A 26,472-nucleotide genomic window follows, 5' to 3' on the forward strand; every position below is an offset into this window, starting at 1 on the left:
AGTTTTCCCCATGATGCGGATTTTTTGTGCAAGTTCCATACTTTCGTATGGTTTAGAATAGAAAATAACAGTTGTTGAACGGCGTGTCGCATAAAGATCATGACCCGATTCATCCTCCTTACTGCCTTAATAGGCACATTGTTGTTGGCTGGCGTTGAAACTAGCACAGCCCAAACAAACCCCGGAGCATATAATCTTGCATCCGGAAATTATTCGTTCACATCATGGGCATCATCGTCCCCTGCCGGTACTTATCCGACATCGATGATATTCCATGTATTCGACCGGCGCATTGAGCCATTCGAGGGGTCTATTCAGGATCTTCCGAAGGCTGACTGGGGACAGGTTTACAACCTGACCGGCGGTGCCCGCATTAATGGTGACGATGCCAACGGGATGTCATTCCTTCAAACATCGTCAGCAAATTCGGGTAACTGCGGATATCCTGGTGAAGCAATACTGGCTCTCAGTACCAGTGGTCGAGCCAATGTTGCCGTATCGTTTGTCAGCCAGGTAACAGCCGCCGGCACTCGTCCATACAACCTTCGGCTTCAGTACCGTATCGGAACATCCGGGAACTGGATAAATGCCATTGGTAGCAACGGCGACTATGTACAATTGGTTAGCGCAACTGATGGTACGTCGCCCAAGGCATTTAGCTGGACGATGCCTTCGTCACTTGAAAACCAGTCGTATGTTCAGGTCCGCTGGATATATTTCCAGGACGGTGACGGCTCCGGTACTCGCCCTAGGATCCGGCTTGACGACATCTTTGTAACATCTGACTCGCCGACGGCAGCTCCTGCCACAGCACTCAAGGTGATGTCAGTTACACCCAAAAACCCAACGGTCAACACACCATTCACGGTTGTTGTTCGACCGGTGAGTGGAACAGGAGCCGTTAGCAACCTGTCAACCACAACCACGATACGGCTAACGGTTGCAAGTGGCAGCGGGTCAATCATTGGTACCACAACGGCTGTAATTCCTGCAGGCTCAAATATCGCTACACTGTCAAACGTTTCGTGGAATACCGTTACAACAGGCGCCTCAATCACGGCATCTGTTCTGTCAGGCCAGGCCCTTACTGCAGGAACCAGCAACGTATTCGATGTAGTTTCGGCTCCCTCGTACGCTGTCATGACTGGTCCCTGGCACCAGGCATGGACAGGTTATCCGATGAATCCGATCAAGATAACGGTTTATCGCCCGGATAACACAGTTGATGTAAACTACTTTGGTACGATTACGTTCTCCGTTGTTTCTGGTCCGGCTCTTAGCGGTGCAAGTACCGTTAGCGTACAAGCCGTCCGTGGTGTAGCCGAATTTACAAATCTCATCTTCTCGGGTTCGGGCAACGCATCACTGCAGTTTAACTTACCCGGACTTCCTGCGCAAACCCTTCCAACGATTACCGTTGTTCCTTCCCCGAACCTTACAACCAACTATGTTCCCCAGTATATGATGTCGTCGGTACAAAACGGTTGTAACTTCTCGGCTTACACAATGCCGTTTTATTCAATGGTTACGTTTACCGGCCTGCAGCCGAATACTACCTACCGTTACATCACCGGTGCATCAAATGTGTACAGCACAATGCCTACAAGCACCGGCGGTGGTCAGAATGTGCATCTTGACAACGGCACCATGACGTATTCGTACACCGGTGGCAAGAGTTTGGAATCGAACTACAGCAAATTTGCAACCGGTCCGGGACAAACAAGTAAGGTAATCTGGATTAATATTGTCCCAACTAATAATTTAACATTTGCTTACGGTAACACCATTTACTGGCAAGTATCATTAGGTGATCACCACGGAAATCTTATCCGCACCTATCAGTTGAACCAAACCTCGCTGGCTCTTCCTGCTGGAAATGTTGCCACGACGGGTACATTGGTTGGTGACAAGATCAGCCAGTTACATCCCAAAAACATTGTCCTGATTTGGGATAATACAGCCGGTTCAGGACGCCCCATCGGAAGTGCACTTGTACAAAGTCACAACACCACTGTCAACTACACAACAAATGCCTATGCTAACGATATTCAAAACGTCGACGGTGCCTGGATGTCGTACATTCCCAACACCATTGGTGCTGGAATCAGACGTATCGAGGAGCGGGATGCCGTTACCGGCCAGTTAGTGTATTCGTCAATTTCAACTGACGGCATGTGGAACGACATTTCGACCAATCCTCTGAACACAGCACAGTATCCAGCCCCGGGCGGTGAAGACAATCCGATTTATATCAATACTCCGTACATCACCATAAGCAGCCCTGCTGCTGGTGACACGTTGTGCTCAGGTGTTCCGTTCGACATTGTATTCCGTGCATGCGGTATGAAAACCGTTAAGATTGAATACTCGGTTGACGGCGGGTCAAACTATACACTGATTGACGATAATGTTACCGTTGACTTCAATGCAAACGGTGATAACGATGATAACGGTGACTACTCTGATGAATACGGTATTATTGCACCTCCTTTAAGCACCGCATTTACCTGGGTTCCACCGTCAATTGGTTTCCGTGGAAATTGCCTGATTCGCATTACCGGTGTGGACAGACCAAACGAGAGCCGCGTCTCTGGTAAATTCACCATCGTTGAACCACTTACTGTTATTGGCGAACTCGATCATCGCAATTTGTGTCTTGGTGATAATGACACACTGATTGCTCTGGTCGGTGGCACCGCTGAATCCTACCGCTGGTACAAGGATGGCGAACTGATCCCCAATGTCAACAGCCCCCTTCTCTTTATCAACAATGCACATTTTAACACCTCTGGTGTTTACTGGTGCGAAGTGAACGGATACGGTGCCTGTGGTGATGTTGTGACCAACAAGGCAACGTTGCGCGTTGGTCGTAAGACGCAGATTGTAAATCAGACAACAGCAGTAGCCGGCATCATTGGTGAAACAGCTACGATGAGTGTCGAAGTTGAATTCCCTGACGAAGCCCAATCATATCAATGGTTCCGTGGACAAACCGAACTTACGGAGAGCCGCAAGTACTATGGAACGAAGAGCAATCGCCTGGAAATTCGCAACTTTTCAAATGCTGACTACGGTAATGACTACTATTGCGTCATTGATGGAGTTTGTCAGTCCGCCCAATCACGAGTTATCCGGGTATTCCCAACAGGCGTATTTACCGAGTTCTCAAAATCATCGATTGACGCTTGCGCGGGTGGCACCGTTTCTGTCCCAGCAATGGCATACAGCAACCCACCCGGACAAGACCTTGTTATTGAATGGTTTAAGAATGGTCAGCGTATTAATGATGATGCGTCGTACTCGGGTTCCAACAGCGCCACTCTGATGTTTAACAATGTTTCCGCCACCCACGCTGGTGAATATACTGTTCGAGTTTCATTAGCCTCGAATAGAAGTGTAACATCGGAAGCAACAATTTCGGTTAACATTGCACCGCCTGCCGCAATTTCTCAGCAGCCTGCCTCAACAGATGTATGCCCTGCTGATTCAACGATACTTTCAGTTGCCGTTAGTGGTGGTGGAAATGTAACCTATCAGTGGAAACTCAATGGTACACCTATTCCGGGTGCTACATCAAATGAGTACAAGATCACCAATATGGCAGCAGTAAATGCCGGTGAATATACTGTATCAATCACATCTGCTTGTGGTGATCTTAACTCGTCCGCAGCAACCGTCACTATGAAAGCTGCTACGGCAATTACTACGCAACCCGCAGCCACTGTTGAAGTTGCAGCCGGAGAAACCCTTGAACTTACGGTTGAAGCTACGGGTGCCGGTACAGTCCAGTACCAGTGGCTCAAGGATGGAACTGCTATTACAGGTCAAATTGCTCCGACATTTACTAAGGCCAACTTCGAAGCTGCTGATGCCGGTGAATACTGGTGTGAAGTTACTGCAGAGTGTGGTTCCGTTACCTCGGAAAAGGCTGTCGTTACTGAAAAACCAACGTCGGGTGTTAACGAATCTATTGTTGGTGATGCTGTAGTTTCCAGAATTTTCCCCAATCCGTCAACCACAGCAGCAACTATTAGTGTAGCAATGGCAACAACACAACCTGTTACAGTTAAAGTGCTTAACCTTGCCGGTGACGTTGTCCTTGAAGCTTTTAACGGTGTATTAAACCCTGGTGAAAACAGAATTCCTGTTCTTACCGGTTCATTAACATCGGGTGTTTACACCATCCAAACTGTAATCGGTGGCTTTAGCAACACCCAGCAAATGGTTGTGCTTCACTAAAAATTTTAGCTTAGGATTCCAAAGGGGAGCATGATTTCATGCTCCCCTTTTTCATTATCTCTGTATCATTGTACAGGAAACATGAAACTCTTACAAGCATAAATTCACAGAATGAAACCGATTACGTATTTCTTAACGTTATTGATCGTTTGTTTTCCCAATTTTACAAGTATTGCGTTTTCTCAGAAGGTTGTTGTTAGCGAATACTTCAATTACCCGGGGGCTACAGCACAGTTGGAGTGGACAGAGATCTTGGTCCTTGAAGATAACATCAGCTTGGTCGGATGGTCTGTTCACGATTATTCGGGTGACTTGTCCGCCAGAGTCAATGGCCCGGTTTTCAAGGACATTCCGCTCTGGAAACACCTCAGAGCAGGTACCATTATTGTAATCGACCACCGGCTTACCACTCCGGCACAACCTACAGACTCTGACCCCTCTGACGGGTATATCCAGGTGATGCAGCTCGATGCCGATTTTTTTCAAAGTGCAGGATTTGGTCTTGATATTGGACAACCCGCCGAAATGGTAACAATCCGGGATGCTGACGACAATCCGGTACATTCGCTTGCTCACCTAACCTCCGGCCTGGCTTCCTCCAACCTGATTTGGCTGAACATGCCTCAACCGAAGGTTGCTCACAACACAGCATCACAATTACAAACTGCATATTCGGTTCGTGTAACGGGTCGGTCAGTTCAGGCGTATCAGTCAGGATTTGGTTCGGATAGCACCAGCTCCGGACCCGTGGTAATTGTTGCTCCTCCAAGTGATCCGGGTACCGGACCATCGAAGGGCCTGCCTAACCTTATTGACAATGACAAGCGGATTGCCGGACGAAAGAACGTAAACCATTGGTTCTGGCGCGAGACTCGCGAACCTACATGGTCTGCACCTCCGTCCGTTACCGCATCAGAAGTCCTGGCAGCTAAACACACCATTTCATGGACGTCACTGGTCGATCCATACCCGTCTGACAGTACCACTGGCTACGTTATCCTTCGTGACACAGCCCATTTTTCTTCCTTCCCCGTGAATGGTATCCGTGACGGAGCTGATATCAGCGCAGGTGATGTTATTGGAACAGCTAAAGTTCTGGCTGTGAGACCAACCGGCTCAGGTACGAATTTTGTTGATACCGATGTTGAATGCGGTAAAACCTACACCTACCGTGTGTATGGATATCGCTTTGCACCTGATCAGCAGATGGCACTATCACAAACTGCCGACACCACTGCCCGGGGCCGGCAATACACCGAAAATTCATATGCACAATCGGCGCCAATAACTAAACCATATATACCCACACCAAGAATTTTCGCATCCAAGGATGCTATTTGCCCAGGAGATACTGTTCGATTATGGACGGATTTTGCTGGCTCTGCTGAACTATACGAGTGGACGCGAAATGGCGTACCGGTTAGTATTCCGGGTACAACGTCTATTGTTGCCAACAGCACAGGTACGTACAAACTACGAGTTGTTGGTGCCGGTGGATGCTCCGCCGTAAGTAACTCAGTCATGATCAATCCGCTTCCCAATCCTAGCGTTGTAATCGCACCCTTTGGTACTCGCTCACTCTGCTCAGGAGATACTCTTACACTCTCCATCATAACGGCAGCCGACACTTACGAAATCATTAAAGATGGTAACGTAATCGCAACTCAGAAGCTAACCAAATTTGCCATTACTCAGCCAGGACGGTATGCTGTCCGTATTAAAACTCCAAGTGGATGTGATGGCGTTTCGGAAGAACTTACTGTCTCTGTGCCCGACATACGATATCATTTCGAACCCACAGCCTTGGATGTAGGCTCGTTGCGAGCTTGTGAAAACTCAAAAACCGGATCGTTCACAATCATTAATGACGGTGGTAAACCAATCACATTTACCAATATTGCAATGCCGGCAGGATTTGCCCTTGTATCACCTGATGTTGGATTCGTAATTCAGCCCGGCAATAAACAGGAAGTAACAGTACGCTTTTCTCCATCAGGGAATGGTACTATCAGCGGTGATGCTATGTTTACTGCTGACCCGTGCGGGGTTCGGTTAGGTATCAGACTTACCGGAAGCAAAACTGAAGCGCTTGCGTCACTCGACAAAGCTGAGGTGAACTTTGGTGTCTATTCTACGTGTCCTACTTCTTCTGTACGTGACAGCAGCGTGTTTGTGCTCACCAACAGCGGGTCGGAAGACATTACTGTAACCCCGCCAATTGTTTCGCCACCATTCTACATCAACTTTTCCACTACAAGCCTGAGCCCCCTACAATCAGTCTCGGTCTGGGTAAAATACATTCCTCTCGGACCCGACCTGAACCGTCCTGTTAACCAAACCATGGCATTCCCATACAAAGCCGGGGGATGCCGCGATACAATCAAGGCCACGCTGCGAGCTGCATCGTTTCAGCCTGGATTATCGATATCAAAAGATACATTAAACCTCGGTACAGTCATCGGTTGTTCACATCGGTTTGTTGGCACGATACAGGTTACCAATACCAGCAATGTAGAAAGCACAATTTCATCCAACAGCAAGAACAGTCCGATAACCATTCTTGAACTGCCCGTTACCGTACCACCCGGTCAAACCCGGACAGTCAACTTTGAATATGTGCAGAATTCTGCCGGTACAGTGGTAACAGCAGACACGATATGGTCGGAACCGTGCCACATTCCTTACCCAATTGCAATTCAGTCAACGATTACCAAGGGTCAGTTTTTGTTAAACGATACCGACATCAAAATCGACACCGTAGTCCTATGTGCTCCAACCAAGAGTTCAACGTGGCAGACTGCATTCTCAGTAGCGCCTACCTCGTATGAAGACACAGTTGCATTTGTCTCTATTACGAGTCCATTTTCAACCAATATCCGTCCAGGAACGGTAATCAGCACCGGACTCCCCTTTGAAGTACAATTTGCACCGAGCGTGCCCGGAGCATACACTGATACAATCACCGTTGTCCTTCAGCGCTGCTCAGATACACTAAGATTTCCGGTATCTGCAGTGGCAGTAACATCTTCAAGAACCACTGTCATCAGCGATTCTGATTTTGGGATCCTACCTCCTGCCGGTCAGTCATCAAGAACCGTCGTTATCCGAAACACGGGCGGAACAGGCATTACGATAAGCCCCCTACAGGGAATAGCACCTCCATGGTCGATAACAACAACAACTCCCACTCTCCCCACCCTATTAGCCCCTCGTGATAGTATCATAATTGAACTTACATATTCTTATCTTGGTGATTCACGAACCGACACTATTCATATCCTGTCAGCAACTACCGGGGAATGTCCCGACACTGTACTGCTGACGTTAACCGGAAGAACCCTGCCCCCGTCAGCCCCTGATACGTTGCGCGGGCTAACCCTTACGCTGCCCGGCAACATTTCAGCACGTCCTGGTGACATTGTAACCATACCTGTAGGTCTGGAATCCGTTTTACCAATCACCGGTAAGGGATTAAAACGCTTTGTTGCAACGATTGTGTATAATCCTACCCTGTTCATGCCACAGAGCTGCAGCCCATCCACGGCAGCAGTATCCAGTGCTTCCATCACTGAACTTGCAGTAGGTAGGGCAGAGCTTATCGTAGAGTCAAATACTGAACTTGATACTACGGCGCAATTGCTGGCTATTACCGGCAAGGTGTTTCTTGGCAATCAAACATCCACCCCACTTGACATTGATTCGGTTTACGCAGACAACGCCGAAATAACCGGCACTGATGGTTTACTTACAGTTGTGAGCGACTGTGATATTACCTCACAAACAGTGGAAATTGGTAAAGGGGCTTTCATCAACGTAACCCCATTTCCGGTTGTAACAGGCAGCGGTATAACGGTTGATTTTCAAACTGTTGCTCATGCGCCCACATCACTTTCAATAACAGACATCGAAGGGAGATCGTGGTACGTTGGCACTATGAACCTACAACCCGGGAAACACCAGATTAATATCTCTACAGCAGAATGGCCTGCGGGCTGGTACATTGCTATATGTACACATGGCATTGCAACCACTTCACTGCCATTCTTGATTTCACGATAATTTTGTGTTTCATTTTTAGGAGTCTTGGTGACGGTACTAGTAACGGGAGCAACCGGCTTTGTTGGCAGTCATGTTGTTGATGAGCTATTGCGGAGAAATTTCACGGTTGCATACATTGCCAGAGCAACCAGTAACCACCGGTGGCTTGAAGGTCTGGACGTAGAGTTACGCGAGGGTTCGCTATATGATCGTGACTCACTGAAGAATGCACTTCGTGATATCGATGTAGTAATCCACGTTGCTGGTCAGATCGCCGGTAAAAACGAAGCTGATTTTTACAATGGCAATGTTGTGGCAACTAAAAATCTGCTGAATGCAATCAAGGAGTTCCAACCTAACCTGAAGCGCTATGTTCATATCAGCAGTCAGGCTGTGACTGGTCCATCGTTATCAGCAGATAAGCCTGTTACTGAAGCAGACACCCCAAAGCCAATCACAGCATACGGACGAACTAAATGGCAAGCTGAACAGATTGTTCATTCCTATATGGATTCCTTGCCGTGCACCATCGTGCGTCCACCTGCGGTTTACGGGCCGCGCGATGAAGCAACATTATCATTTTTCCAAATGGTTAGTAAGGGCGTAGCTCCGCTGATTGGATTTAATGGCAAACTTGTTAGCCTTATTCACGTTCGGGATCTTGCAACCGGAATTGTTGAAGCCACAATACATCAGAATGCGGTTGGAGAAACGTACTTCATTACCTCGTCAGAAGTGTATTCATGGAAGCAAATTTCAAATGTTGCCGGTGCCGCGGCCGGACGAAGGAAATTAGTTACAATTCGGCTCCCACATGTAATTGTTCTGGCAATAGCCGGAATTGTTGGAGGCATTGGAAAGCTTGGTAAAAAGCCACCCGTTTTAAACTATGAAAAAGGTATTGACCTTATTCAAACGTATTGGACCTCGTCTGGCGACAAAGCAAGAAAAGAACTTGGGTTTCGACCAGCGATATCACTCAGTGACGGAATTACTGACACCATAACATGGTATAGAAAACAACAATGGCTGTAAGCTGGCGCACGTATGCACAACATGGCATTGTTCTTACAATTGTGATTGGTACGGTGCTGATTTTCTTCGCGTACTTCGCGCAGCGCCTGGCAACACGCAGCAACCCATCAGAATATACCTCAAACGCTGTCAATATTCAGGACAGTATCAAAATCTATCGCAACTCTTTTGGCATTCCACACGTAGTTGCACAAACAGACTCAGATGCAGTGTTTGGACAGGCATGGGTGCATGCACAAGACCGCCTCTGGCAAATGGACGTATGGCGTCGTATAGGTCAGGGCAGGCTGGCAGAACTGTTTGGCGCACAGTACGCACCCATCGACGCGTTATTACGCAGCTTTCAATTGCAGAAGCTAAGTGGTTCTATTTTCAATGCATTGCAGCCATCATCAAAGCAATTGCTTAAATCGTACTCTCATGGCATCAACCAATTTTTGGAGACCAACTCTCAGGCCCTGGCATTCGAGTTTGACGCATTAGGATACAAGCCCGATCCCTGGAAGCCTGAAGATTGCCTTTTAATCCAGCGAGTGCTTGCATTGTCGCAAAGCACCGCTTTATGGAACGACCTGGTTTATACTCGGATTGCGCAGCAACGAAGCATTCGGTTAATGACAATGTACCTCCCCAATAGCGGTACGGCAATAACAACAGGCGACAGCCTCAAACACCAGGAGGGGTTTCAGTACACTCCATCATTGTCTGACAGTGTTCTTGCCACGATACCGCAGTCAACTGTTTCTAGCGTCCTTGATGCATTAACTGAGCTCCGAAACCATGTCCCTCTTCCGGGGGTATTTGCATCTGGCAACGCCTGGACCATTGGCCGAGGGCCTAGTGGAGCAATCTTGGCGAATGATTTCCACTCAGCACCAGCCATACCGTCATCGTGGTACCAGATTCACATCACGTCGGCTGGTATGAACGTCGTGGGTTTGAGTTTACCAGGCTTTCCCCTCGTTTTCAGTGGTCGGAACGATTCTCTGTCATGGGGCACCACACCATTGTTAGTTGATGACGCGGACTATGTAGTGGAATTTGTTGACGATACTAATCCTAATTACTATCGTGGACCTAGCAATCAACGACAGAAGTTCACTTTTGTTCGTGATACCATCAGGATCAGAAACGCAGCTGACTCGCTGATTGACCTGCGTTTTACGGTTCGAGGTTGTGTTTTAGCCGGATTCCCGATTAAAGACAAACCTGTACGAACTTTAAAACATACCTCGGCCAGAAATCAAGAAAACCGGCAGGCATTTCTTACCATGCGCTGGACCGGACAGCACCAATCAGACGAAGTCGCAGCATTGTATTCAATAAATACTGCGGCCCATCTGCAGCAAATTCAAAATGCTTGCTTGCATTGGGGTGCACCTGCCATGGCTGTTACCGTAGGCCATGCAAACGGTACGGTAGCAACTCTCGGTGCTGGATACCTGCCCAGCCGGTCGGGAGCAGACATGCTGCTGCCAGGAACCTCGGTAGAAACGTCAAAATCTTGGTTGGCTCCGATGGCTTTGGCCGATATGCCAGCAAGCTCTATCCCCAATCGGGGTACCATGGTGAGTGCGACGAGTGGAAATGACGTGGGAATCAGATCGCTTCTCCAGGCATCTGCGGTGCGCAGAAAACGAATATACGACCAGGCTTTGCTGTACAGGGAAATGACGGCTCGTGATGCACAGGTACTGCAGCAAGATGTGCAGTCGCCATACGCATTGGGTTTGATTCAACAGCTCCTCCCGGTCCTTCACCGAGTGAGGTCGCGCTTCAACGCAACTGACTCTGCAGCCATTCGATTACTGGAAACGTGGGACGGTGAATACACAACCGTTTCCGTGGCTGCTACGGTAAGTGCGGCTTTTATTGAAAGGCTACTCTGGAATACATATCAGGATGAGCTTGGCGAATCCTTATATCGCCAGTGGGTACAAACCCCTAATGTCTCAATCCGCTGCCTGGCTGACGTGTTAAACCATCCCTTACATCCTCTGTTTGACGACATTCGAACTCCCACGAGGGAAAATCTGTCATGGATCGTAGTGCGGTCATTTTCTGAATCTGTAAAAAAACTTGCACAGGTTACAGGAACACGGGATTTAAACGCATGGACCTGGGGGACGATTCACAAATTTCAGGCAAATCACCCACTGGGCGATCATAAGCTCATGGGACCGATGCTTAATACGGAAAGTTATGAACTCGGCGGTAGCAGCTCAACAATTTCTATGGCGTCATGGAACCCCTATCGTCCGTTTTCGATGCAGGCAACGGTATCTGCCAGGGTTATCAGCGATATGCAGGACAGTGTTCAATACAGCGTAGTTCCCGGTGGAATATCCGGCCAACCTATGGATGCACACTATACAGATCAGCTTCAGATGTGGTTGAAAGGTGGCTATGTACGTATTCCGGTCCAACGATTCCCAGACATTACTTTTCGGCTGTACCAACTACTTACCCCGAAATGAGTTGTATTTTTGTGAACTTTTTTCCAACCAATAAGGTACATCCCTCTTATGTCGATTTCATGCAAAGCCGGATCTCGCCAAGCAACCAGTGCCGATGCAGTGGTTGTTTTCTTTTTTGAAGATTCAACTCTTTTTTCAACTGCAACCCGAAAGCTGTCGTCTGAAATATCGGATCTTGCCGCTATCATTAAGTCCGGAGACTTTACGGGGAAGGCAAACCAGACCGCCATTGGCTACACAAACGCAACAAAGAATTCTGCATCCCGGTTTATTCTGACCGGTCTTGGAAAGAAATCCGATTTTTCCGAAGAGAAGCTTCGCCGCGCAGCAGCCGCTGCCACAAAAAAAGCAGCATCGATCAATTGTAAACATATTGCCTTTGACCTGCCGTCTGCAGATTCACTTCCGGTATCAGTTGCAGCCCAGGCAATTGGAGAAGGATCTCAGCTCAGTCAGTACGGGTTTATTAAGTACAAGACGGGTGACAACAATAAGTTCGTCACGAAATTTACCATTATTTGTTCGCAGGCGGCACTTAAAGAAGCACAGAAAGGTGCATCTGTTGCCAACGCTCTGTATGATGGTGTAACCGTAGCACGCAATTTAGCCAACGCTCCGAACTGTGAAATTTACCCGGAAACACTTGCAAAGGAAGCAACCGTTCTTGGGAAAAAACATGGTTTTAAAGTAACAACATTTAACAAGCAGAAAATTGCTCAGCTAAAAATGGGTGGGCTCCTTGGAGTGAATCAAGGAAGCGTTCGCCCACCTGCCTTCATAACACTGGAGTACATGAAGGGACCCAAGTCCCAAAAGCCAATCGTCCTTGTAGGAAAGGGCGTAACCTTCGATACTGGTGGCATAAGCATAAAGCCTGCCGCTGGGATGTCAGATATGAAGTCAGACATGCACGGTGCCGCTTCTGTTATCGGAACCATGGTCTCGCTTGCAGCGTTAGGTGTAAAACGAAATGTTGTTGGTTTAATTCCATCAACGGAAAATATGCCCAGTGGCTCTGCTCTTGTTCCCGGCGACATTGTACGGTTTATGAATGGGAAGACGGCTGAAATCGACAATACCGACGCAGAAGGACGACTTATTCTTGCTGATGCCTTATGCTATGCCGATAAGTTTAACCCGGAAGCCGTTATCGATCTTGCCACACTTACCGGTGCGATTGTCATTGCCCTTGGCAATACCACAACAGGTATGATGGGAACCGATGAGTCAACAATGAAAAAGCTTCAAAATGCTGGCGACAAAACCGGTGAATATGTATGCAGACTTCCTCTATATGAAGAGTATGAAGAACTGATAAGCAGCGACTACGCTGATGTAAAAAACAGTGGCGGTCGCGCCGCAGGGTCAATAACAGCAGCGCTGTTCTTAAAAACCTTTGTCTCATACCCATGGGTTCACCTTGATATTGCCGGAACCGGCATTAATCCAAAAGCATTTCACTACACCCCAAAGGGTGGTACGGGCGTGGGCGTCCGCCTGCTGACCGAGGCCATTAGTAACTGGTAACAATGTCTGAGAGGAATCGAAGTGTCGCCCCTTAGCGGGCGACACTTTACGGTTTCAGGCAATACACACATAGCCTTGCCGTCTTCGCTCTCTGTATTACCGGTGGTATTTTCTTCACTCTCTTAATCTCCCTAATGAAAACACTTGTCTTATCGCTTAGTTTGTTATTTGTTGTAGGTACAGTTACTGTTTCAGCTCAGACTGCACAGGTTTTTAAAATCACCTCAGTTTCCAAGAAGGGCGAAGGAAAGGTACCGGACTTCTCATGGGTAGAAAATGGTAAATCCAAGTCATTCACTCAGGCAACAAAGGGTAAGGTAACCCTTATCAACATCTGGGCTACGTGGTGTGGTCCCTGCCGAAAAGAAATTCCAGATCTGATCAGCCTTAGCAATGAACTCGGCTCCAATTATGCAGTCATTGGCGTGAGTGTTGATGAAGCTTCACGGTTTAACACTGTTACCTCGTACGTCGAAAAGAATAATATGACGTACCTGAATCTATTTGATGCTTCAAAGGAACTTGCCGAGGCCTTTGGAGGAATTAGTGCCATTCCGACAACGTTTATTATTGATACCAAGGGAACAATCGTACAAAAGATTGTTGGAGCCCGGTCAAAGGATCAGTTTAAGCAAGCTATGGTGTCGATTAAGTAATTTCATTTAAGTCCATGATTCGATAATTGGCTCCTGCTGCACACCCATCACATCGCCAATCTCTATTGAGCGGATAACGTGATCATGCAATATCTGCAGTTGTTCTGCTGTAGAACCGGTGACCTTGGCCACAGGTGAATTACGCCGAATCAGTTCTCCCGTTTCGGTCAGGAACTCAATTCCAACCCATGGGTCAACAGAGTCTGTCTCCACCCTTCGTCCGCCACCAGCCTCAACGATTCCTTCGGCCACAGTCCTACCATGGATCATCGTGAGGTACCCGTCTGCCGGCGGGAACACATTCAGAGCAGGAACGCCTGAAAATTGTCTGACCCCTTTTTCAAAGTCACCACCCTGGCGCTCCAGCATGCGCAAGAGCTCGGCATGTGGCTTTCGCGAATTCCACATTTCGACGGCTGCACACCGCCCTTCGGTGATATTGTGCGCCTTCCCTGCCAACACAAGCATGTGAGCTGCCAATTCAACCGTAATCCTGCTTAAATCATCTGCCGGATTATACACCGACTGAAGCAATGCTTCAGACTCAGCAACTTCAACCCAGTTCCCTATTGATGTGCCAAGGGGCTTATCCATTCGCGAAAAAACAATATGAACCGGTAAACCCGCAAGTGCGGCAACGGCACGGATGGTTTGTGCAAGTTCCCTTGCCTGTTCAACTGACGTCATGAAGGCTGCCGATCCAACCTTTACGTCCATCACCAGACCGTCCAGATTCTCAGCAATTTTCTTTGAGAGAATTGATGCCGTAATTAACCCTGTACTCTCTACTGTTCCAGTTACATCTCGCAAAGCATACATAATCCTATCGGCAGGAGCCAAATTCGAAGTCTGAGCCGCCATGAATAAGCCATGTTTATTTAGCAACATATTGAGTGTTTCCATCGGCAGCGCCATCGTCATTCCGGGGACGCTTTCAAGCTTGTCAACAGTACCACCGGTATGCCCAAGCCCCCTCCCGGAAATCATCGGAACATCAACACCGCAGCATGCTACCAATGGAGCCAGCAGGATTGAAACTTTATCACCTACACCGCCGGTACTGTGTTTGTCGATTCGGGGACGGGATGAGGCTTCCCTGCTTACCCGTTCTCCGGTTTCTGCCATGCTTATCGTCAGTGCGGCAACTTCCCGCTGTGACAAGCCGTTGATACAGGAAGCCATAAGGAAGGCGGCTGTCTGGGCCTGGCTAACCGTACCATCAACCACGCCCCGAACAAATTCACTAACCTGCTCCGACGTCCACTCCTGCCCGGTGCGTTTTCGTATCAGTAGCTCCTTCACTGTCTTCATAGCTTTGCATTTATGATAACTGAATTACCGTTTTTATCCCATAAACTACGAAATGAATTGCGTGCGCTCCATTCAGCAAGCATCCGTGATGAGCGTAAGCGTTTTCTGGCTGAGGGGCCGCACCTGTGTGATGAACTATTGTCATCGGGAGCTGCAACACATACGGTAGTTGTTTATTCAGGTGCACCTGAGTCAGTATGGAGCCTTGCGCGGCGCTTCCGTGATATGGGGGTTCACGTTGTTCAATGCTCCGCTAAGTCGCTGGAGCTCTTGTCAACCGTCCAAACGCCCCAGGATATCATTGCCGAAGCATCGTTTCTGCCTGCCAGAACAGTGGCGGGCAAGGTGTTGCTTCTGGATGATGTTTCGGACCCCGGCAATGTTGGCACGATAATCCGCAGCGCTGCATGGTTTGGTTTCGATTCTGTTGCACTTAGTCATGGATGTGCTGATGTGTACAATTCAAAAGTTCTACGTGCTTCTGCAGGTGCGGTGTTCAGCCTGAATGTACTTAGAAAATGCAACCTTCACCATTGGTTACTACAGCACCCTGAGTATGTTGCTGTGGGTACAACTCCTCGTGGCGGCACCGAACCCCGCCACGTGGCCACCTTGCAACAGATTGCCCTGGTGATTGGTTCTGAAGCTCGCGGTATGAGTAACGAACTGATTTCCATGTGTAGAACCATGGTTTCAATCCCCGGGGGCGCATTCACTGAGTCTCTTAACGCAGCAGTTGCAGCATCGATACTTTGCTATGAATGCAGGGAACAACGTCAATGAAGTTACTAACGCCCGGCCCCGTACCACTACCTGAAGCCGTTGCCGAGGCAATGGCGCTGCAACCGTTGCATCATCATTCACAGGAGTTTTTGGAGATTGCCTCGATGTGCTGGAAGGGGCTTCAGCAGATTGTTGGAACAACACAGCCGGTATTACTCATTGGAGGGTCTGCTACCGTTGGCATCGAGGCGGCTGTTCAGACGGTCCACGGGACCGGTGCACACGTGGCTGTAATCTCGCATGGGCATTTTGGTCAGCGTATAGTCTCACTCGTATCAAGATGCTGTTCAGCCATCACCGTGCACGAGGTTCCGTGGGGTGATACCTTTACGGTTGACCAGATTGAGACGATATTCAAAAACATTTCAAAACCTGATGCAATATGGATGGTGCAGAGTGAAACGTCCACCGGGGTTACACTGGACCTTGATGCGATTGTACCCCAAATCCGCTCAGTGTGGCCCGACGCCTTGATCTGTATTGATGCCGTAACAGGTATCGGAATTCATCGATTTGAGTTTGACACGTTGGGGGCTGATGTTGTGGTAGCTGGATCGCAAAAAGGATTACTGTCACCACCCGGCCTTGCTGCTGTTGCTCTTAGCAAACGCGCGTGGGACGCCGCGGCTGCATCAAGCCAGGCAAGTTCGTTATCGCTAAACCTTTTTAGGGTTCTGGAAGCATATCAAAAAGGAAGATTTTCCTGGACACCTCCGGTAACACTGGTTCGGGCACTTTCGGTTGCTGTTGATCTGATCCTGAAGCGTGGTTTACCGTCAACCTGGACACACCACGAACACCTAACAGAGTTTCTACATCAGGAGTTACGTCAACGGCATTTTGAGATTTTTGGTAAGGCCACCAGTCACGCTGTAACTGTTGTTAAGGTGAACAATGCCCCAACTATTATCCACAGGCTGGCACATGAACATGGCTTTGTTGTGGCCGGTGGACATGAAGAGCTTCAGAGTTCAGTACTTCGTATCGGCACCTGTGGCGCAGTTTCCAGAGAGGATTTGGCTGAATGTTGCAGTGCACTAGATCACACTATACATCAAAGCAGAGTATGACCATTGTTGTTGCTACCGGAAATACGCATAAGGTTGCAGAGCTTGAAACATTGTTCAGACGGTATCATGGACCCAACGTCCGGTTAATTCCAGTCACTGATATTATCGCAGACTTCCATCCCGACGAAATTGGTGATACGTTCGAGGCCAATGCTTATATCAAGGCAGAAGAAGCCTATCGGCTAACTGGCCTACCGTCGATTGCTGATGACAGCGGTCTTGAGGTAAATATTCTGAATATGCAACCCGGGGTGATTAGCGCACGGTATGCAGGGATACATGCCACCGATGCAGACAACAGACAAAAACTTCGTGTGGAACTGGAGAAGCATAACCTCACCCAAACAGATGCCCGGTTCAGGTGCGTACTCTGTTACTATGATGGCTTCTCCTTTTTGTTTGGAGAAGGAATCTGCTACGGAACTGTTCATACTAACGAAATTGGCAACGCCGGCTTTGGGTATGATCCGATGTTTACGCCCGCAGGGAACACTCAACGCTTTGCAGAGATGACGTCGAATGAAAAATCTGCACTAAGTCATCGTAGTCTGGCAGTAAAAAGTCTTCTTGATGGCGGATCGAACAGTCCCGAAGCAGGTTGCTCACCTGAGCCAGTTTCCCCTGACGACATTCAGGTTTTGGCGACAGTTGCCTGCCTAACTGCGCTTTCCCGGCTTACGGACCTGGAGATATTGCTACAGTCAGTTCGGCATCAGGTACACGTGCAGGAAATGATCTACGAGGTCATCCTTCAATCGTATCTGTTCTGCGGTTTCCCGGCAACACTCGAAGCAATGAAAATCCTGGCATCAGAGAGGTCTGTACCAACAGGTGGATCGGAGGAGGGCCTTTCGGCTTCGAACTATAAAGAGCGAGGGATGAACTTGTTACAGCGCATTTACGGCAAAGTGGCTGAACCTATGCTCAGCAATATCGAAGCTATGTCGGCTGAACTAAAAGAGTGGATGATTGTGGAAGGATACGGGAAAGTTTTAAGCAGACCCGGATTAGACGTCAGTACCCGTGAGCTGTGTATTGTGGCGCAGCTTGCCGTGTTAACCCATCCCAATCAGTTAAAGTCACACCTCCGCGGAGCTCTGAGAACAGGTTGTACAATACAGCAAATCAATAGTGTTATTGAAATCATTGCACGCTTTGATGAAGAAGGCGCTAACCTTGCCAGACGTATTCTACGTGACCTGACATCGCGTGCAAGGGCATAGTGAACGTCCGATTGCTGAAGAATTACCGGACTTCTTTCTTTAAAAATATTTCCGCAGAGATATACGATGCGCCTGAAAACGTGCCTAAGCCCCCTTCCACGTTACTCAGCCGATAGTCGTACTCACTGCGCCTGCCAAAACCAACAGCCTGAAACCATTTCTGGAACCAGCGATCACCGCAATACACCTTTATTCGGTGTTTACCGTACCACTTAAAAGCAGCCCAGATTACAGCTGAATTTGCTACCGGGACCGGACCATACCGAACGGTCTCGTTTGCTATTGGTGAATCTGAATCAAACTCCTTATCTCGAATCCTGTTGTTCGTATCGGCGATTGGCGGGACCAGGTACTTTCCATAACCGGCTGTATCTAAGCATTCCATGCCGATCACGTAGAGTGCGGTTCCGGGTTGTCCCTGCCACGAGATCGACAGTGAGTCAGCAGGAATCAACTCCTTGTCTCTTCCAGGATACTGAAGAGTGTCAGCAGGCTTCCGTATCCACTGAAATGGCACCTGAGTAACAGCAGTAGCGGTGGCTGTTTTTCCAAGTGCCCGTACCGTTAGCTGATACGTTGCAGAGTACTTTACACGGAACGAGGTATCTGTTGGTACATACCCTATTCCTATCGAATCATCAATAAAGCGAAGGTCAACCGGAATACCGTTTTCAAGAAGTGTTACCGAGGCATCCGGAATTGAAGCTGCACGAAGTGAAAACGTATCATTGAGTGGCATGCTTCGGTATATCCGTAGCGGCAGCATTCTATCACCTGCAATCATGAAGCCCTCAACAACCAGTTCAGGAACGTAATCACTGGTGACCGGATCCTCACAGCCTGCCAGCATGACTAAGAACAATACGGTAATCGGAAGTAGTCGGAATATCATGGTAGGAATACTGGTAGTTAAAAACGGAGTTCGGCTGACAGTGTCGGAATAATCGGCAGAAGCCGTACATCTTCGACCGTTGGTACTGATTTGGTTGTGTTGTAAAACCGAAACCAGATATCGCGGCGAGAATATACATTATAAATATCGAGATATATTTTTAGCGGTAGACTACCGAGTTCTGTTGAATACCCGGCCGACAGGTTCAGCTGATGCGAGTTTGGAAGGCGGAGGCCCCATTTTTGTGACGGGTTTACCATGACAACACCGCCTTCCCAATCAGGCATACTAACTCCAATCTGCGATGTAGCACCAGTGTACGACTGGCCGGATTGAAACAGGAAGCTGGCACCGACCTCCCACTGATCGTTAATCTGAAAAAGAGCATTAACCTTCAGGTCGTGACGCCGATCATACTTCGGCCGGAACTCTTCACCTCTGTTTACACTATCAAACTGGGCATAAACGTATCCCAGAGCATAACCAACCCAGCCCGAAAACCGTCCGTACTTTTTCTGCAGGAAGATTTCAGCACCGTAGGAGTGACCGTTCCCAACATAGAAAACGTCGGCAACATTCCGTGCCTTTACCTGGTTTGCCCGAATCTCGTTGATATTGGACAGCGTTTTATAGTATACATCAATATTCAGCATAACATCTGCCGGTAACGTTGTTTCCGCAGCAAGAATGTAATGCGTGCTGTGCCCGGGCGGCACCGTATTATCGGTAGGAAGCCAGGTATCGAAAAACGAGAAATCCGGAATTGTTGCCAGACGCAGATATTGGTGGTACATACCCCATGCGGCTTTGAGCGCCACGTCATTGCTTAGCGCGTAACGGATAGCTATTCTGGGATCGAATGTGAGCTGGGTACTATACGACCAGTAGTTTCCCCGAAGTCCAATCTGAACGGAGGCGTTGCCTAACTGAATGTTTGACTGTGCAAAGACGCCATGAATATTGTCTGTTGCATCAAGTCTGAATGCCGCTTCCCCGCCGGTTGCATCGCCTTCAGCACCTGTTACCTGCTCATAGAGAAAGTTAAAATACGTCCCTTCATAACCGGTTTTTACCGTTATACTGTTGCTGACAAACCACTCCAGCGATGTTTTAAGCATGTAATCGCTGATACTGTTTCCTATCTCGAACTTCATTCCCGACATATTACCTGTAAAGCCATTCTGGTAATGCGAGGCCGAAACCGTTGTTTGTAAAAACAATGCTGAGTTGAAGATATGCGTCAGGTTCAGTGAGGATGCACGATTACCAATACCAACATTGAAGAAAACACCAGGCTGCTCCATTGTTAAATCGTCACTCGTTAAAAAGCCACTCAGTGATAGTTTGGTATGGTCACCCAAATCTTGCGTCACCTTTGCATTAACATCATAAAAGTTAAAATCGGGAAGTGGGCTTTCAGGGTCCTCTGGCATAATTCCCAGAAGCAAGTCCATGTACGTACGCCGGCCGCCCACAAACCATGACCCGCTGCCAAGTGGTCCCTGAACAGAAGCGCGTGACGAAATAAGGCCCACTCCAACCAGGCCTTCAATATCCTTCCTGTTCCCGTCCTTTTGTGTAACGTTGAGCACCGCCGACATACGTCCGCCATATTCAGCCGGGAACCCACCCTTCAAAAGCTCCACATCCTTAATTGCATCGGTATTAAACGCACTGATAAAGCCAAACAGGTGAGTGGGATTGTAAACCGTCATCCCATCCAGAAGAATCAGGTTCTGATCCGGCGAGCCACCGCGAATAAACAGACCGCTGGAGATTTGTGACGATGTAAGAATCCCCGGCAGCATTTGTAATGCTCTAAAAACATCTGACTCACCACCAACCCGGATTTGTGTAAGCTGCTGCATTGGAATATCAACACGGGAGATCGAAATTTGCCTGACATCCTCTCCTCTGTCAGCCTGAACAGTCACCTGTTCCGTGGTAACGGACCTTGGTACAAGGTATACGTTGATTTGAAGGCTACCGTTTTCAGGAACAGTTACTTCAAACGTCCGCTGTTCGTAGCCTACGGACGAAATCACAAGAATCTGCTGGCCGGAAGGAATGTTACGGACCGAAAAAAAACCGGATTTGTTGGTATATGCTCCACGCCCGGTGCCCTTAACTGAAACAGCTGCACCAATTACGGTTTCCTGCGAAGTGGAGTCGTGTATGAACCCGGAAACGTCACCTGCAAACGAACTGGCTAACGCAGAAAGAAAAACAATGACCAAAACAGCGGACTGCTTGCAACGTGCCATAGACATATACATAGATGAATGCAGGCATTTGACGCACAGAGGATAACGAAGTTGCATTTTTTGCGTAATATTGTTTCAACATTGAGGTTCTATATGGCCATTTACATTACATCAGATTGTATCAATTGCGGTGCGTGCGAGCCTGAATGCCCAAACACCGCCATATATGAAGCGGGAGCTCCATGGGAGCTTGCCGGTGTTACATATAACGATAGTACGTCGCCCGGAAATTTCTCGGGTGACTTCTTCTCAACGTCAGTGTATTACATCGTTCCCGACAAATGCACTGAATGCGAGGGATTTTACGACGAACCACAATGTGCCGCCGTATGTCCGGTTGACTGTTGTCTGCCCGACCCAAACAATCCTGAAACCAAGGAGCAACTCCTTAAAAAGAAGGAGTACCTGGATACCATCGACCCAGGAAGACTACGGGTTTAAACCATGGAAATCCACGTCGAGCGAGGAAAAATACGTGCGGTACTCCCCTCGCCGATGGAAGTGCTTATTCGAACTGAACGGGAAACATTTTCTTTTCCCGGTGCATGTGTTGTGCCCGGCTTTGTAGATAGCCACGTCCACCTGCTAGGTGTGGGACAGTCGGCCAGCATCCCTTCGTTGCATTCCGCAACAAACGTCAGCGACTGTATCCGTATGCTCCAACAGGCTACGCCCGTTCATGGCTGGATTCAGGCAAGGGGCTGGAATGAGAACAACTGGGACAATCCAAGGCTGCCTGACGCTACTGACCTGGATGCTGCCTTCCCTGATGTGCCTGTGATCTGTTATCGTGCGGATGGCCATGCCGCCTGGGTAAACAGTTGTGCCCTGCGCTATAGCGGTTATTCTCACGCTTCCGGACTTCTGGTTGATTCCGATGTTGAACACGTGACCCGGGTGATTCCCGGACCGGACCGAACCGAGATTGAACAGTGGCTCATCAAGGGTAGTGAACTGTTTGCCGCTGCAGGGGTAACTGAAGTTCATGATATGGACGTTGCACCTGACGTTGTCGGAATTACTCGCGAGCTTGGCGAGCAGGGAAAGCTGGCCGTCCGTGTTCAATCCTTCGTTTCTGCACAGCACTTCGAATTTTACCACCATGGTCTGCTGCCCGCCGGAGGTGAGATCCAGCGAACATTTGGTGTTAAGATGTTTGCCGACGGTGCACTGGGATCACGTGGGGCAGCACTGTTGCAACCGTATTCAGACCGTCCGGATACCAGCGGAACACTACTGCTGACAAGTAACGATATTTATAAACGAACAATGCAGGCTATTGACGATGGCTGGTGGAGCGTTGCTGTTCATGCGATTGGCGACCGTGCCGTGCGTGAAGTATTGAATGCTTTTGAGCAGGTGCGGAACACTGCTGGTACACCAGATACGGTTCTGCGCATCGAGCATGCACAAACCGTGGCACCTGATGATGTTCGCCGGTTTGCAGACCTCAATGTTATCGCAAGCGTACAGCCTGTCCACGCGGTTTCAGATGCCGCCATGGCCACTGATAAACTCGGCACTGACAGACTCCGAACAGCATACAGATTACGGTCGTTCCTTGACAACGGCATCAAGGTGATCACTGGAACAGATGCTCCGGTTGAATCCGTATCGGCGCTGCAAACACTCGACGCCTGCATGACACGAACTCATGCGGCTGGGCTTGCTAACGATGAGTGTATTTCTGCCGACGATGCGATGCGATCTGCCGGGGTATGGGCACATTCTGCTGCTCACGTTGATCATCGCCGCGGTACCCTGGCTGTTGGGATGGACGCTGACTTTACCGTGCTTGACAGGCCGCTGGTTGTAACAACATCCAACGCTGACAATGTACATGTTTTAGCTACATTTATGGCAGGCCAGCCTCGATATCTTCCCTGAATTGATTAAACATAGCTATGAATACGTCTGCTCAAATTGCCGTCAACAGCAAAATCACGCCCAACCTGTATCAGCAGTTACGGGACGAGCTGGATGCCTGGCTGGGTATGACCATCCAGTACAAGATTGTTGAAATGCCGATTATCATTAGCAGAGAATTTGCATCACTGCTTGAAGAATCTGCTGTAAGCATAGCTGTCCAGGCTGCCGGCACTGAACCATCAAAACCACTGTTTTGTGTTGTTGATTTTGCAGTCTGCACGGCAGACGACGGAACCTTTATTCCTAAACTGATTGAACTTCAGGGATTCCCGTCGCTCTACTGTTATCAACTGCTTCTTGCCGAGACGTACAGCCGTGTCTATGACCTCCACGGGTTTGATCCTTTACTCTCCGGACTGGATCGTGAGACGTATCTTGACTATCTTAGCAAGGCAGTGTACGCTGATGCTGACCCGTCTGCCACATTCCTGGTTGAAATCGATCCTAGCCTGCAAAAAACGCGACCTGACTTTATTGCTTTTGAGAAGTTGATTGGACTAAAAACCATCAATATCCGCGATATTACCAGGAACGGTCGCAGTCTGTTTACGACGATTGATGGTCGGACAACCAAAATTGACAGAATATTCAACCGGGCCATCCTTGACGAAATGGATGACCTTGGAGTAGAGCTCAATTTTTCATGGAATGACGACTTGGACGTAGCGTGGGCCGGCCATCCAAGCTGGTACTTTAAAATCAGCAAACAAACGCTCCCGTACCTGCATCATCCATCGGTACCACGCACGGTGTTTGTTTCGGATCTCAGCTCAATACCTGCCAACCTGAACGATTACGTACTCAAGCCCCTTTTCAGCTTTGCAGGGAAAGGTGTTACGGTAGGGCCTGATAGTAGCCACATTGAACAAATTCCTGACCATGACCGTTCGAAGTGGATTCTACAGGAGCGCGTCAGGTATGCTGATTGTGTGCCAACACCAACAGGTACTAATAAAGTTGAGATTCGGATTATGCTAATCTGGCTCCCTGAAGCAGAGAAGCCACTGCCCGTAATCACGCTTGCACGAACCGGTCGTGGCGACCTGATGGGGGCACGCTACAACACAATGCCGTGGACGGGCAGCGGGACCTGTTTAACAAAATAGGTGTTACTGGTTGAGTAGTAGTTCAATTTTCTGTGATGATTCTTCGATAAATTGTTCATCCGGCAGAAGACCCACCTCTTTAAACTGAATCCGACCATCCTTGCCCAGGAAAAACTTTGTTGGTATTCCGGTTACCCCATACTTCTTCACTACGCTGTCATCTTTGTCGATATACATTGGAAATGTTAGAGTAGGGTTGTTCGAGAGAAAGTCTTTTACAATTTTCGTTCTGTCAGTATCTCGCTCCCACACATTCACAACTGCGAAAACAACATTGGGATTATCCTTATACTTTTCGTAAAGTTTTTGAAGTGAGGGAAAACTCTTCCTGCACGGTCCGCACCATGTTGCCCAGTAGTCAATTAATACAACCTTTCCCTTCCAATCAGCGATTCTTATTTTTTCTCCGCCGGGGTATGATGCAAACTCGCCATCAACCATCGGCATGAACAACATCTCGCGTTTCAGCCTTTCAGTCACAGCCGACTGTCCGGTTTTTTTATGCTGTAACACTAACGCCTCAGCATCTGCCTTTGAGCGTCCGCCTGCTACAAGTGCATTAACAAACGCCTCTTGAATCATGGGTGACGGCGCTCCGTTTTTCAATGCCATCTCGGCATACTGAATAATACCCGGATTGTCAGACTGAGCAACCAGTGTTGCAATCAGCATCTCGTACACACCCGGGTCGGCCTGACCGCCAACGGTGTTAACGCTTTCCTTTAAGGATGAAATTGCCTCCTGATTTTTTCCGTCAAACCGTTGAATGGCACCCTGGACAAACAATAGTTGGCTCTTGGCAACCGTTTGCTGATGATTCCATTCCGACTTCCCTATCCAAAAGAACCTGGCCTGATCGTCATCCACGGCCTTAAGCCCCTTCCGGATCAATTCCATCGCTTGTGAGCGCAGCGAGTCTTGAGCACCGATATAATTCACGGCCTGATAATACGCAATTGCTGGAAGGTGTGTAACCCTCTCGATAAACGTAAGCAGTGACGAATACGCACCTTGTTTTGAGGCACTATTAATTGCCGACTCTATCAGGCTTCCGCGCAGTGAACTCTGTGGATACTTATTCAGGAATATCATTGCACGGTTCAGGAAATCGTCAATATTATTAACTCTGTTAATCTCTTCAAGCTCCAGTTGTTCCGACACCTTTGATCCGGGAAAGCGCTGTGAAGCATCCAGAATAATCTTATGCGACTCGCCTTCCTTTTGAAGCGCTCTGAATGCTGCACTCAACGCCAAAGCATCGTCAGCAGTAGCCGGTACAAGCGTAGTTCTAACGAACTCATTTAACCGTGCTGTAGCCTCTTCCTGTGGCATTTCGCCCCTGCTGGCATTTAACAGGACAAGGTTAATTTGCGCCGCAACATTTCTGGAATGCAGTTGCACTTCCTTTGTAAGAATTGCTGCAGCTTCATCAATATCCTGTTTACATCGCAATTCAGCCGGCATCTGACCCAGCAGAACCTGGGCAGCCTTCATGGCTGCACCACGTACGGGTTTTCCGCTGGCATCATGAATCATTGCTGACCAGAACACATCGTCATTGGTATCATACTGTTTTCCGTCGCCAACCTTTAACATCACAAAAACCGTGTTCGATGGCAACAACACGGAAGTGGTCCACCGCTTACCGTCATTTTTCAACTGACTTTCGATTGCTTCCGGTAAGTCCTTTACATCGGAAAACGCAAATACCACCACGTGGGGTTGGGCACTATTTCCGAACCAGGCTTTTTCTGCCGGACCCGGCTTGTATTCAATTTCAACCGAAGCACCTGCCTGCGGATTTGCCGGGAAAATGCTCACTGTTCCGGCTGCACGTACGATGTTAACGCCAATCAGCGTCAGAACAAGTGTAAAGAAAGATATACGAATCATGCTGAAACTTTAATGATTGATGTGTGAAT

General features: G+C 48.5%; 16 protein-coding genes. 12 read left to right on the forward strand and 4 right to left on the reverse strand.

The window, feature by feature from the left end; translation table 11 throughout:
* Nucleotides 1–99: 99 nt before the first annotated feature.
* The 6 genes from HRU79_00620 (at nucleotide 100) to HRU79_00645 (ending at nucleotide 13,972) form a co-directional block, all read left to right on the forward strand.
* The gene (locus tag HRU79_00620; GenBank protein ID QOJ25220.1) at nucleotides 100–4,239 is read left to right on the forward strand and encodes an immunoglobulin domain-containing protein; all 4,140 of its coding nucleotides are present in this window, start codon (nucleotides 100–102) and stop codon (nucleotides 4,237–4,239) included.
* A gap of 111 nt (nucleotides 4,240–4,350) precedes the next feature.
* Nucleotides 4,351–8,298 (forward strand): choice-of-anchor D domain-containing protein, encoded by a 3,948-nt coding sequence (locus HRU79_00625; protein ID QOJ25221.1) that lies wholly within the window; start codon nucleotides 4,351–4,353, stop codon nucleotides 8,296–8,298.
* A 27-nt stretch (nucleotides 8,299–8,325) separates the two neighbouring features.
* Entirely contained in the window at nucleotides 8,326–9,312 is a 987-nt protein-coding gene (locus HRU79_00630; protein QOJ25222.1) for an NAD-dependent epimerase/dehydratase family protein, read from the forward strand.
* A complete protein-coding gene (locus tag HRU79_00635) occupies nucleotides 9,303–11,789 on the forward strand; it encodes a penicillin acylase family protein (protein ID QOJ25223.1) in 2,487 nt (828 codons plus the stop codon). Before HRU79_00630 ends, HRU79_00635 begins: the two co-directional genes overlap by 10 nt.
* 48 nt (nucleotides 11,790–11,837) lie before the next feature.
* Nucleotides 11,838–13,316 (forward strand): leucyl aminopeptidase, encoded by a 1,479-nt coding sequence (locus HRU79_00640; protein ID QOJ25224.1) that lies wholly within the window; start codon nucleotides 11,838–11,840, stop codon nucleotides 13,314–13,316.
* A gap of 134 nt (nucleotides 13,317–13,450) precedes the next feature.
* Nucleotides 13,451–13,972, forward strand: coding sequence for a TlpA family protein disulfide reductase (locus tag HRU79_00645; protein QOJ25225.1), 522 nt, complete (start codon nucleotides 13,451–13,453; stop codon nucleotides 13,970–13,972).
* A 6-nt stretch (nucleotides 13,973–13,978) separates the two neighbouring features.
* Here HRU79_00645 and HRU79_00650 read toward each other — a convergent pair whose 3' ends face one another.
* Nucleotides 13,979–15,283 carry a thymidine phosphorylase gene (locus HRU79_00650; GenBank protein ID QOJ25226.1) on the reverse strand — a complete coding sequence of 435 codons (1,305 nt, stop codon included), beginning with the start codon at nucleotides 15,281–15,283 and terminating at the stop codon, nucleotides 13,979–13,981.
* Nucleotides 15,284–15,295: 12 nt separating this feature from the next.
* On the opposite strand from HRU79_00650, the gene HRU79_00655 reads away from it, so the two are divergent.
* The 3 genes from HRU79_00655 to rdgB are packed head-to-tail and all read left to right on the forward strand — an operon-like array spanning nucleotide 15,296 to nucleotide 18,359.
* Complete coding sequence (locus HRU79_00655; protein QOJ25227.1) at nucleotides 15,296–16,066, forward strand: RNA methyltransferase; 771 nt, start codon at nucleotides 15,296–15,298, stop codon at nucleotides 16,064–16,066.
* Nucleotides 16,063–17,136 (forward strand): alanine--glyoxylate aminotransferase family protein, encoded by a 1,074-nt coding sequence (locus HRU79_00660; protein QOJ25228.1) that lies wholly within the window; start codon nucleotides 16,063–16,065, stop codon nucleotides 17,134–17,136. Before HRU79_00655 ends, HRU79_00660 begins: the two co-directional genes overlap by 4 nt.
* Nucleotides 17,133–18,359, forward strand: coding sequence for an RdgB/HAM1 family non-canonical purine NTP pyrophosphatase (gene rdgB / locus HRU79_00665; GenBank protein QOJ25229.1), 1,227 nt, complete (start codon nucleotides 17,133–17,135; stop codon nucleotides 18,357–18,359). Before HRU79_00660 ends, rdgB begins: the two co-directional genes overlap by 4 nt.
* Before the next feature lie 22 nt (nucleotides 18,360–18,381).
* On the opposite strand, the gene HRU79_00670 is transcribed toward rdgB, so the two are convergent.
* Entirely contained in the window at nucleotides 18,382–19,251 is an 870-nt protein-coding gene (locus HRU79_00670; protein ID QOJ25230.1) for a DUF4249 family protein, read from the reverse strand.
* Between the two features lie 17 nt (nucleotides 19,252–19,268).
* On the reverse strand, nucleotides 19,269–21,515 hold the full coding sequence (locus tag HRU79_00675; GenBank protein ID QOJ25231.1) for a TonB-dependent receptor: 2,247 nt from the start codon (nucleotides 21,513–21,515) through the stop codon (nucleotides 19,269–19,271).
* A gap of 93 nt (nucleotides 21,516–21,608) precedes the next feature.
* Between HRU79_00675 and HRU79_00680 the strand changes: the two genes are divergently transcribed.
* From HRU79_00680 to HRU79_00690, 3 genes are read left to right on the forward strand one after another with little or no spacing between them, the layout of a single operon-like run.
* The gene (locus tag HRU79_00680) at nucleotides 21,609–21,956 is read left to right on the forward strand and encodes a 4Fe-4S dicluster domain-containing protein (GenBank protein QOJ25232.1); all 348 of its coding nucleotides are present in this window, start codon (nucleotides 21,609–21,611) and stop codon (nucleotides 21,954–21,956) included.
* A gap of 3 nt (nucleotides 21,957–21,959) precedes the next feature.
* Nucleotides 21,960–23,402 carry an amidohydrolase gene (locus HRU79_00685; protein QOJ25233.1) on the forward strand — a complete coding sequence of 481 codons (1,443 nt, stop codon included), beginning with the start codon at nucleotides 21,960–21,962 and terminating at the stop codon, nucleotides 23,400–23,402.
* Between the two features lie 17 nt (nucleotides 23,403–23,419).
* A complete protein-coding gene (locus tag HRU79_00690; protein QOJ25234.1) occupies nucleotides 23,420–24,550 on the forward strand; it encodes a hypothetical protein in 1,131 nt (376 codons plus the stop codon).
* Nucleotides 24,551–24,553: 3 nt separating this feature from the next.
* Here the strand turns inward: HRU79_00690 and HRU79_00695 are convergent, their stop codons facing one another.
* Nucleotides 24,554–26,443, reverse strand: a complete 1,890-nt coding sequence (locus tag HRU79_00695) for a TlpA family protein disulfide reductase (GenBank protein ID QOJ25235.1) — start codon at nucleotides 26,441–26,443, stop codon at nucleotides 24,554–24,556.
* Between the last annotated feature and the right edge of the window lie 29 nt (nucleotides 26,444–26,472).

Source organism: Ignavibacteria bacterium (assembly GCA_015709655.1).
In the GTDB taxonomy this organism is placed as follows: domain Bacteria; phylum Bacteroidota; class Ignavibacteria; order Kapaibacteriales; family Kapaibacteriaceae; genus OLB6.

Bases quoted from the DNA above. Each gene is read 5' to 3' on its own strand.
- HRU79_00620 (QOJ25220.1), top strand. From the start codon at position 100: ATGACCCGATTCATCCTCCTTACTGCCTTAATAGGCACATTGTTGTTG.
- HRU79_00625 (QOJ25221.1), top strand. From the start codon at position 4,351: ATGAAACCGATTACGTATTTCTTAACGTTATTGATCGTTTGTTTTCCC.
- HRU79_00635 (QOJ25223.1), top strand. From the start codon at position 9,303: ATGGCTGTAAGCTGGCGCACGTATGCACAACATGGCATTGTTCTTACA.
- HRU79_00640 (QOJ25224.1), top strand. From the start codon at position 11,838: ATGTCGATTTCATGCAAAGCCGGATCTCGCCAAGCAACCAGTGCCGAT.
- HRU79_00645 (QOJ25225.1), top strand. From the start codon at position 13,451: ATGAAAACACTTGTCTTATCGCTTAGTTTGTTATTTGTTGTAGGTACA.
- HRU79_00650 (QOJ25226.1), bottom strand. From the start codon at position 15,283: ATGAAGACAGTGAAGGAGCTACTGATACGAAAACGCACCGGGCAGGAG.
- HRU79_00655 (QOJ25227.1), top strand. From the start codon at position 15,296: ATGATAACTGAATTACCGTTTTTATCCCATAAACTACGAAATGAATTG.
- HRU79_00660 (QOJ25228.1), top strand. From the start codon at position 16,063: ATGAAGTTACTAACGCCCGGCCCCGTACCACTACCTGAAGCCGTTGCC.
- rdgB (QOJ25229.1), top strand. From the start codon at position 17,133: ATGACCATTGTTGTTGCTACCGGAAATACGCATAAGGTTGCAGAGCTT.
- HRU79_00670 (QOJ25230.1), bottom strand. From the start codon at position 19,251: ATGATATTCCGACTACTTCCGATTACCGTATTGTTCTTAGTCATGCTG.
- HRU79_00675 (QOJ25231.1), bottom strand. From the start codon at position 21,515: ATGGCACGTTGCAAGCAGTCCGCTGTTTTGGTCATTGTTTTTCTTTCT.
- HRU79_00680 (QOJ25232.1), top strand. From the start codon at position 21,609: ATGGCCATTTACATTACATCAGATTGTATCAATTGCGGTGCGTGCGAG.
- HRU79_00685 (QOJ25233.1), top strand. From the start codon at position 21,960: ATGGAAATCCACGTCGAGCGAGGAAAAATACGTGCGGTACTCCCCTCG.
- HRU79_00690 (QOJ25234.1), top strand. From the start codon at position 23,420: ATGAATACGTCTGCTCAAATTGCCGTCAACAGCAAAATCACGCCCAAC.
- HRU79_00695 (QOJ25235.1), bottom strand. From the start codon at position 26,443: ATGATTCGTATATCTTTCTTTACACTTGTTCTGACGCTGATTGGCGTT.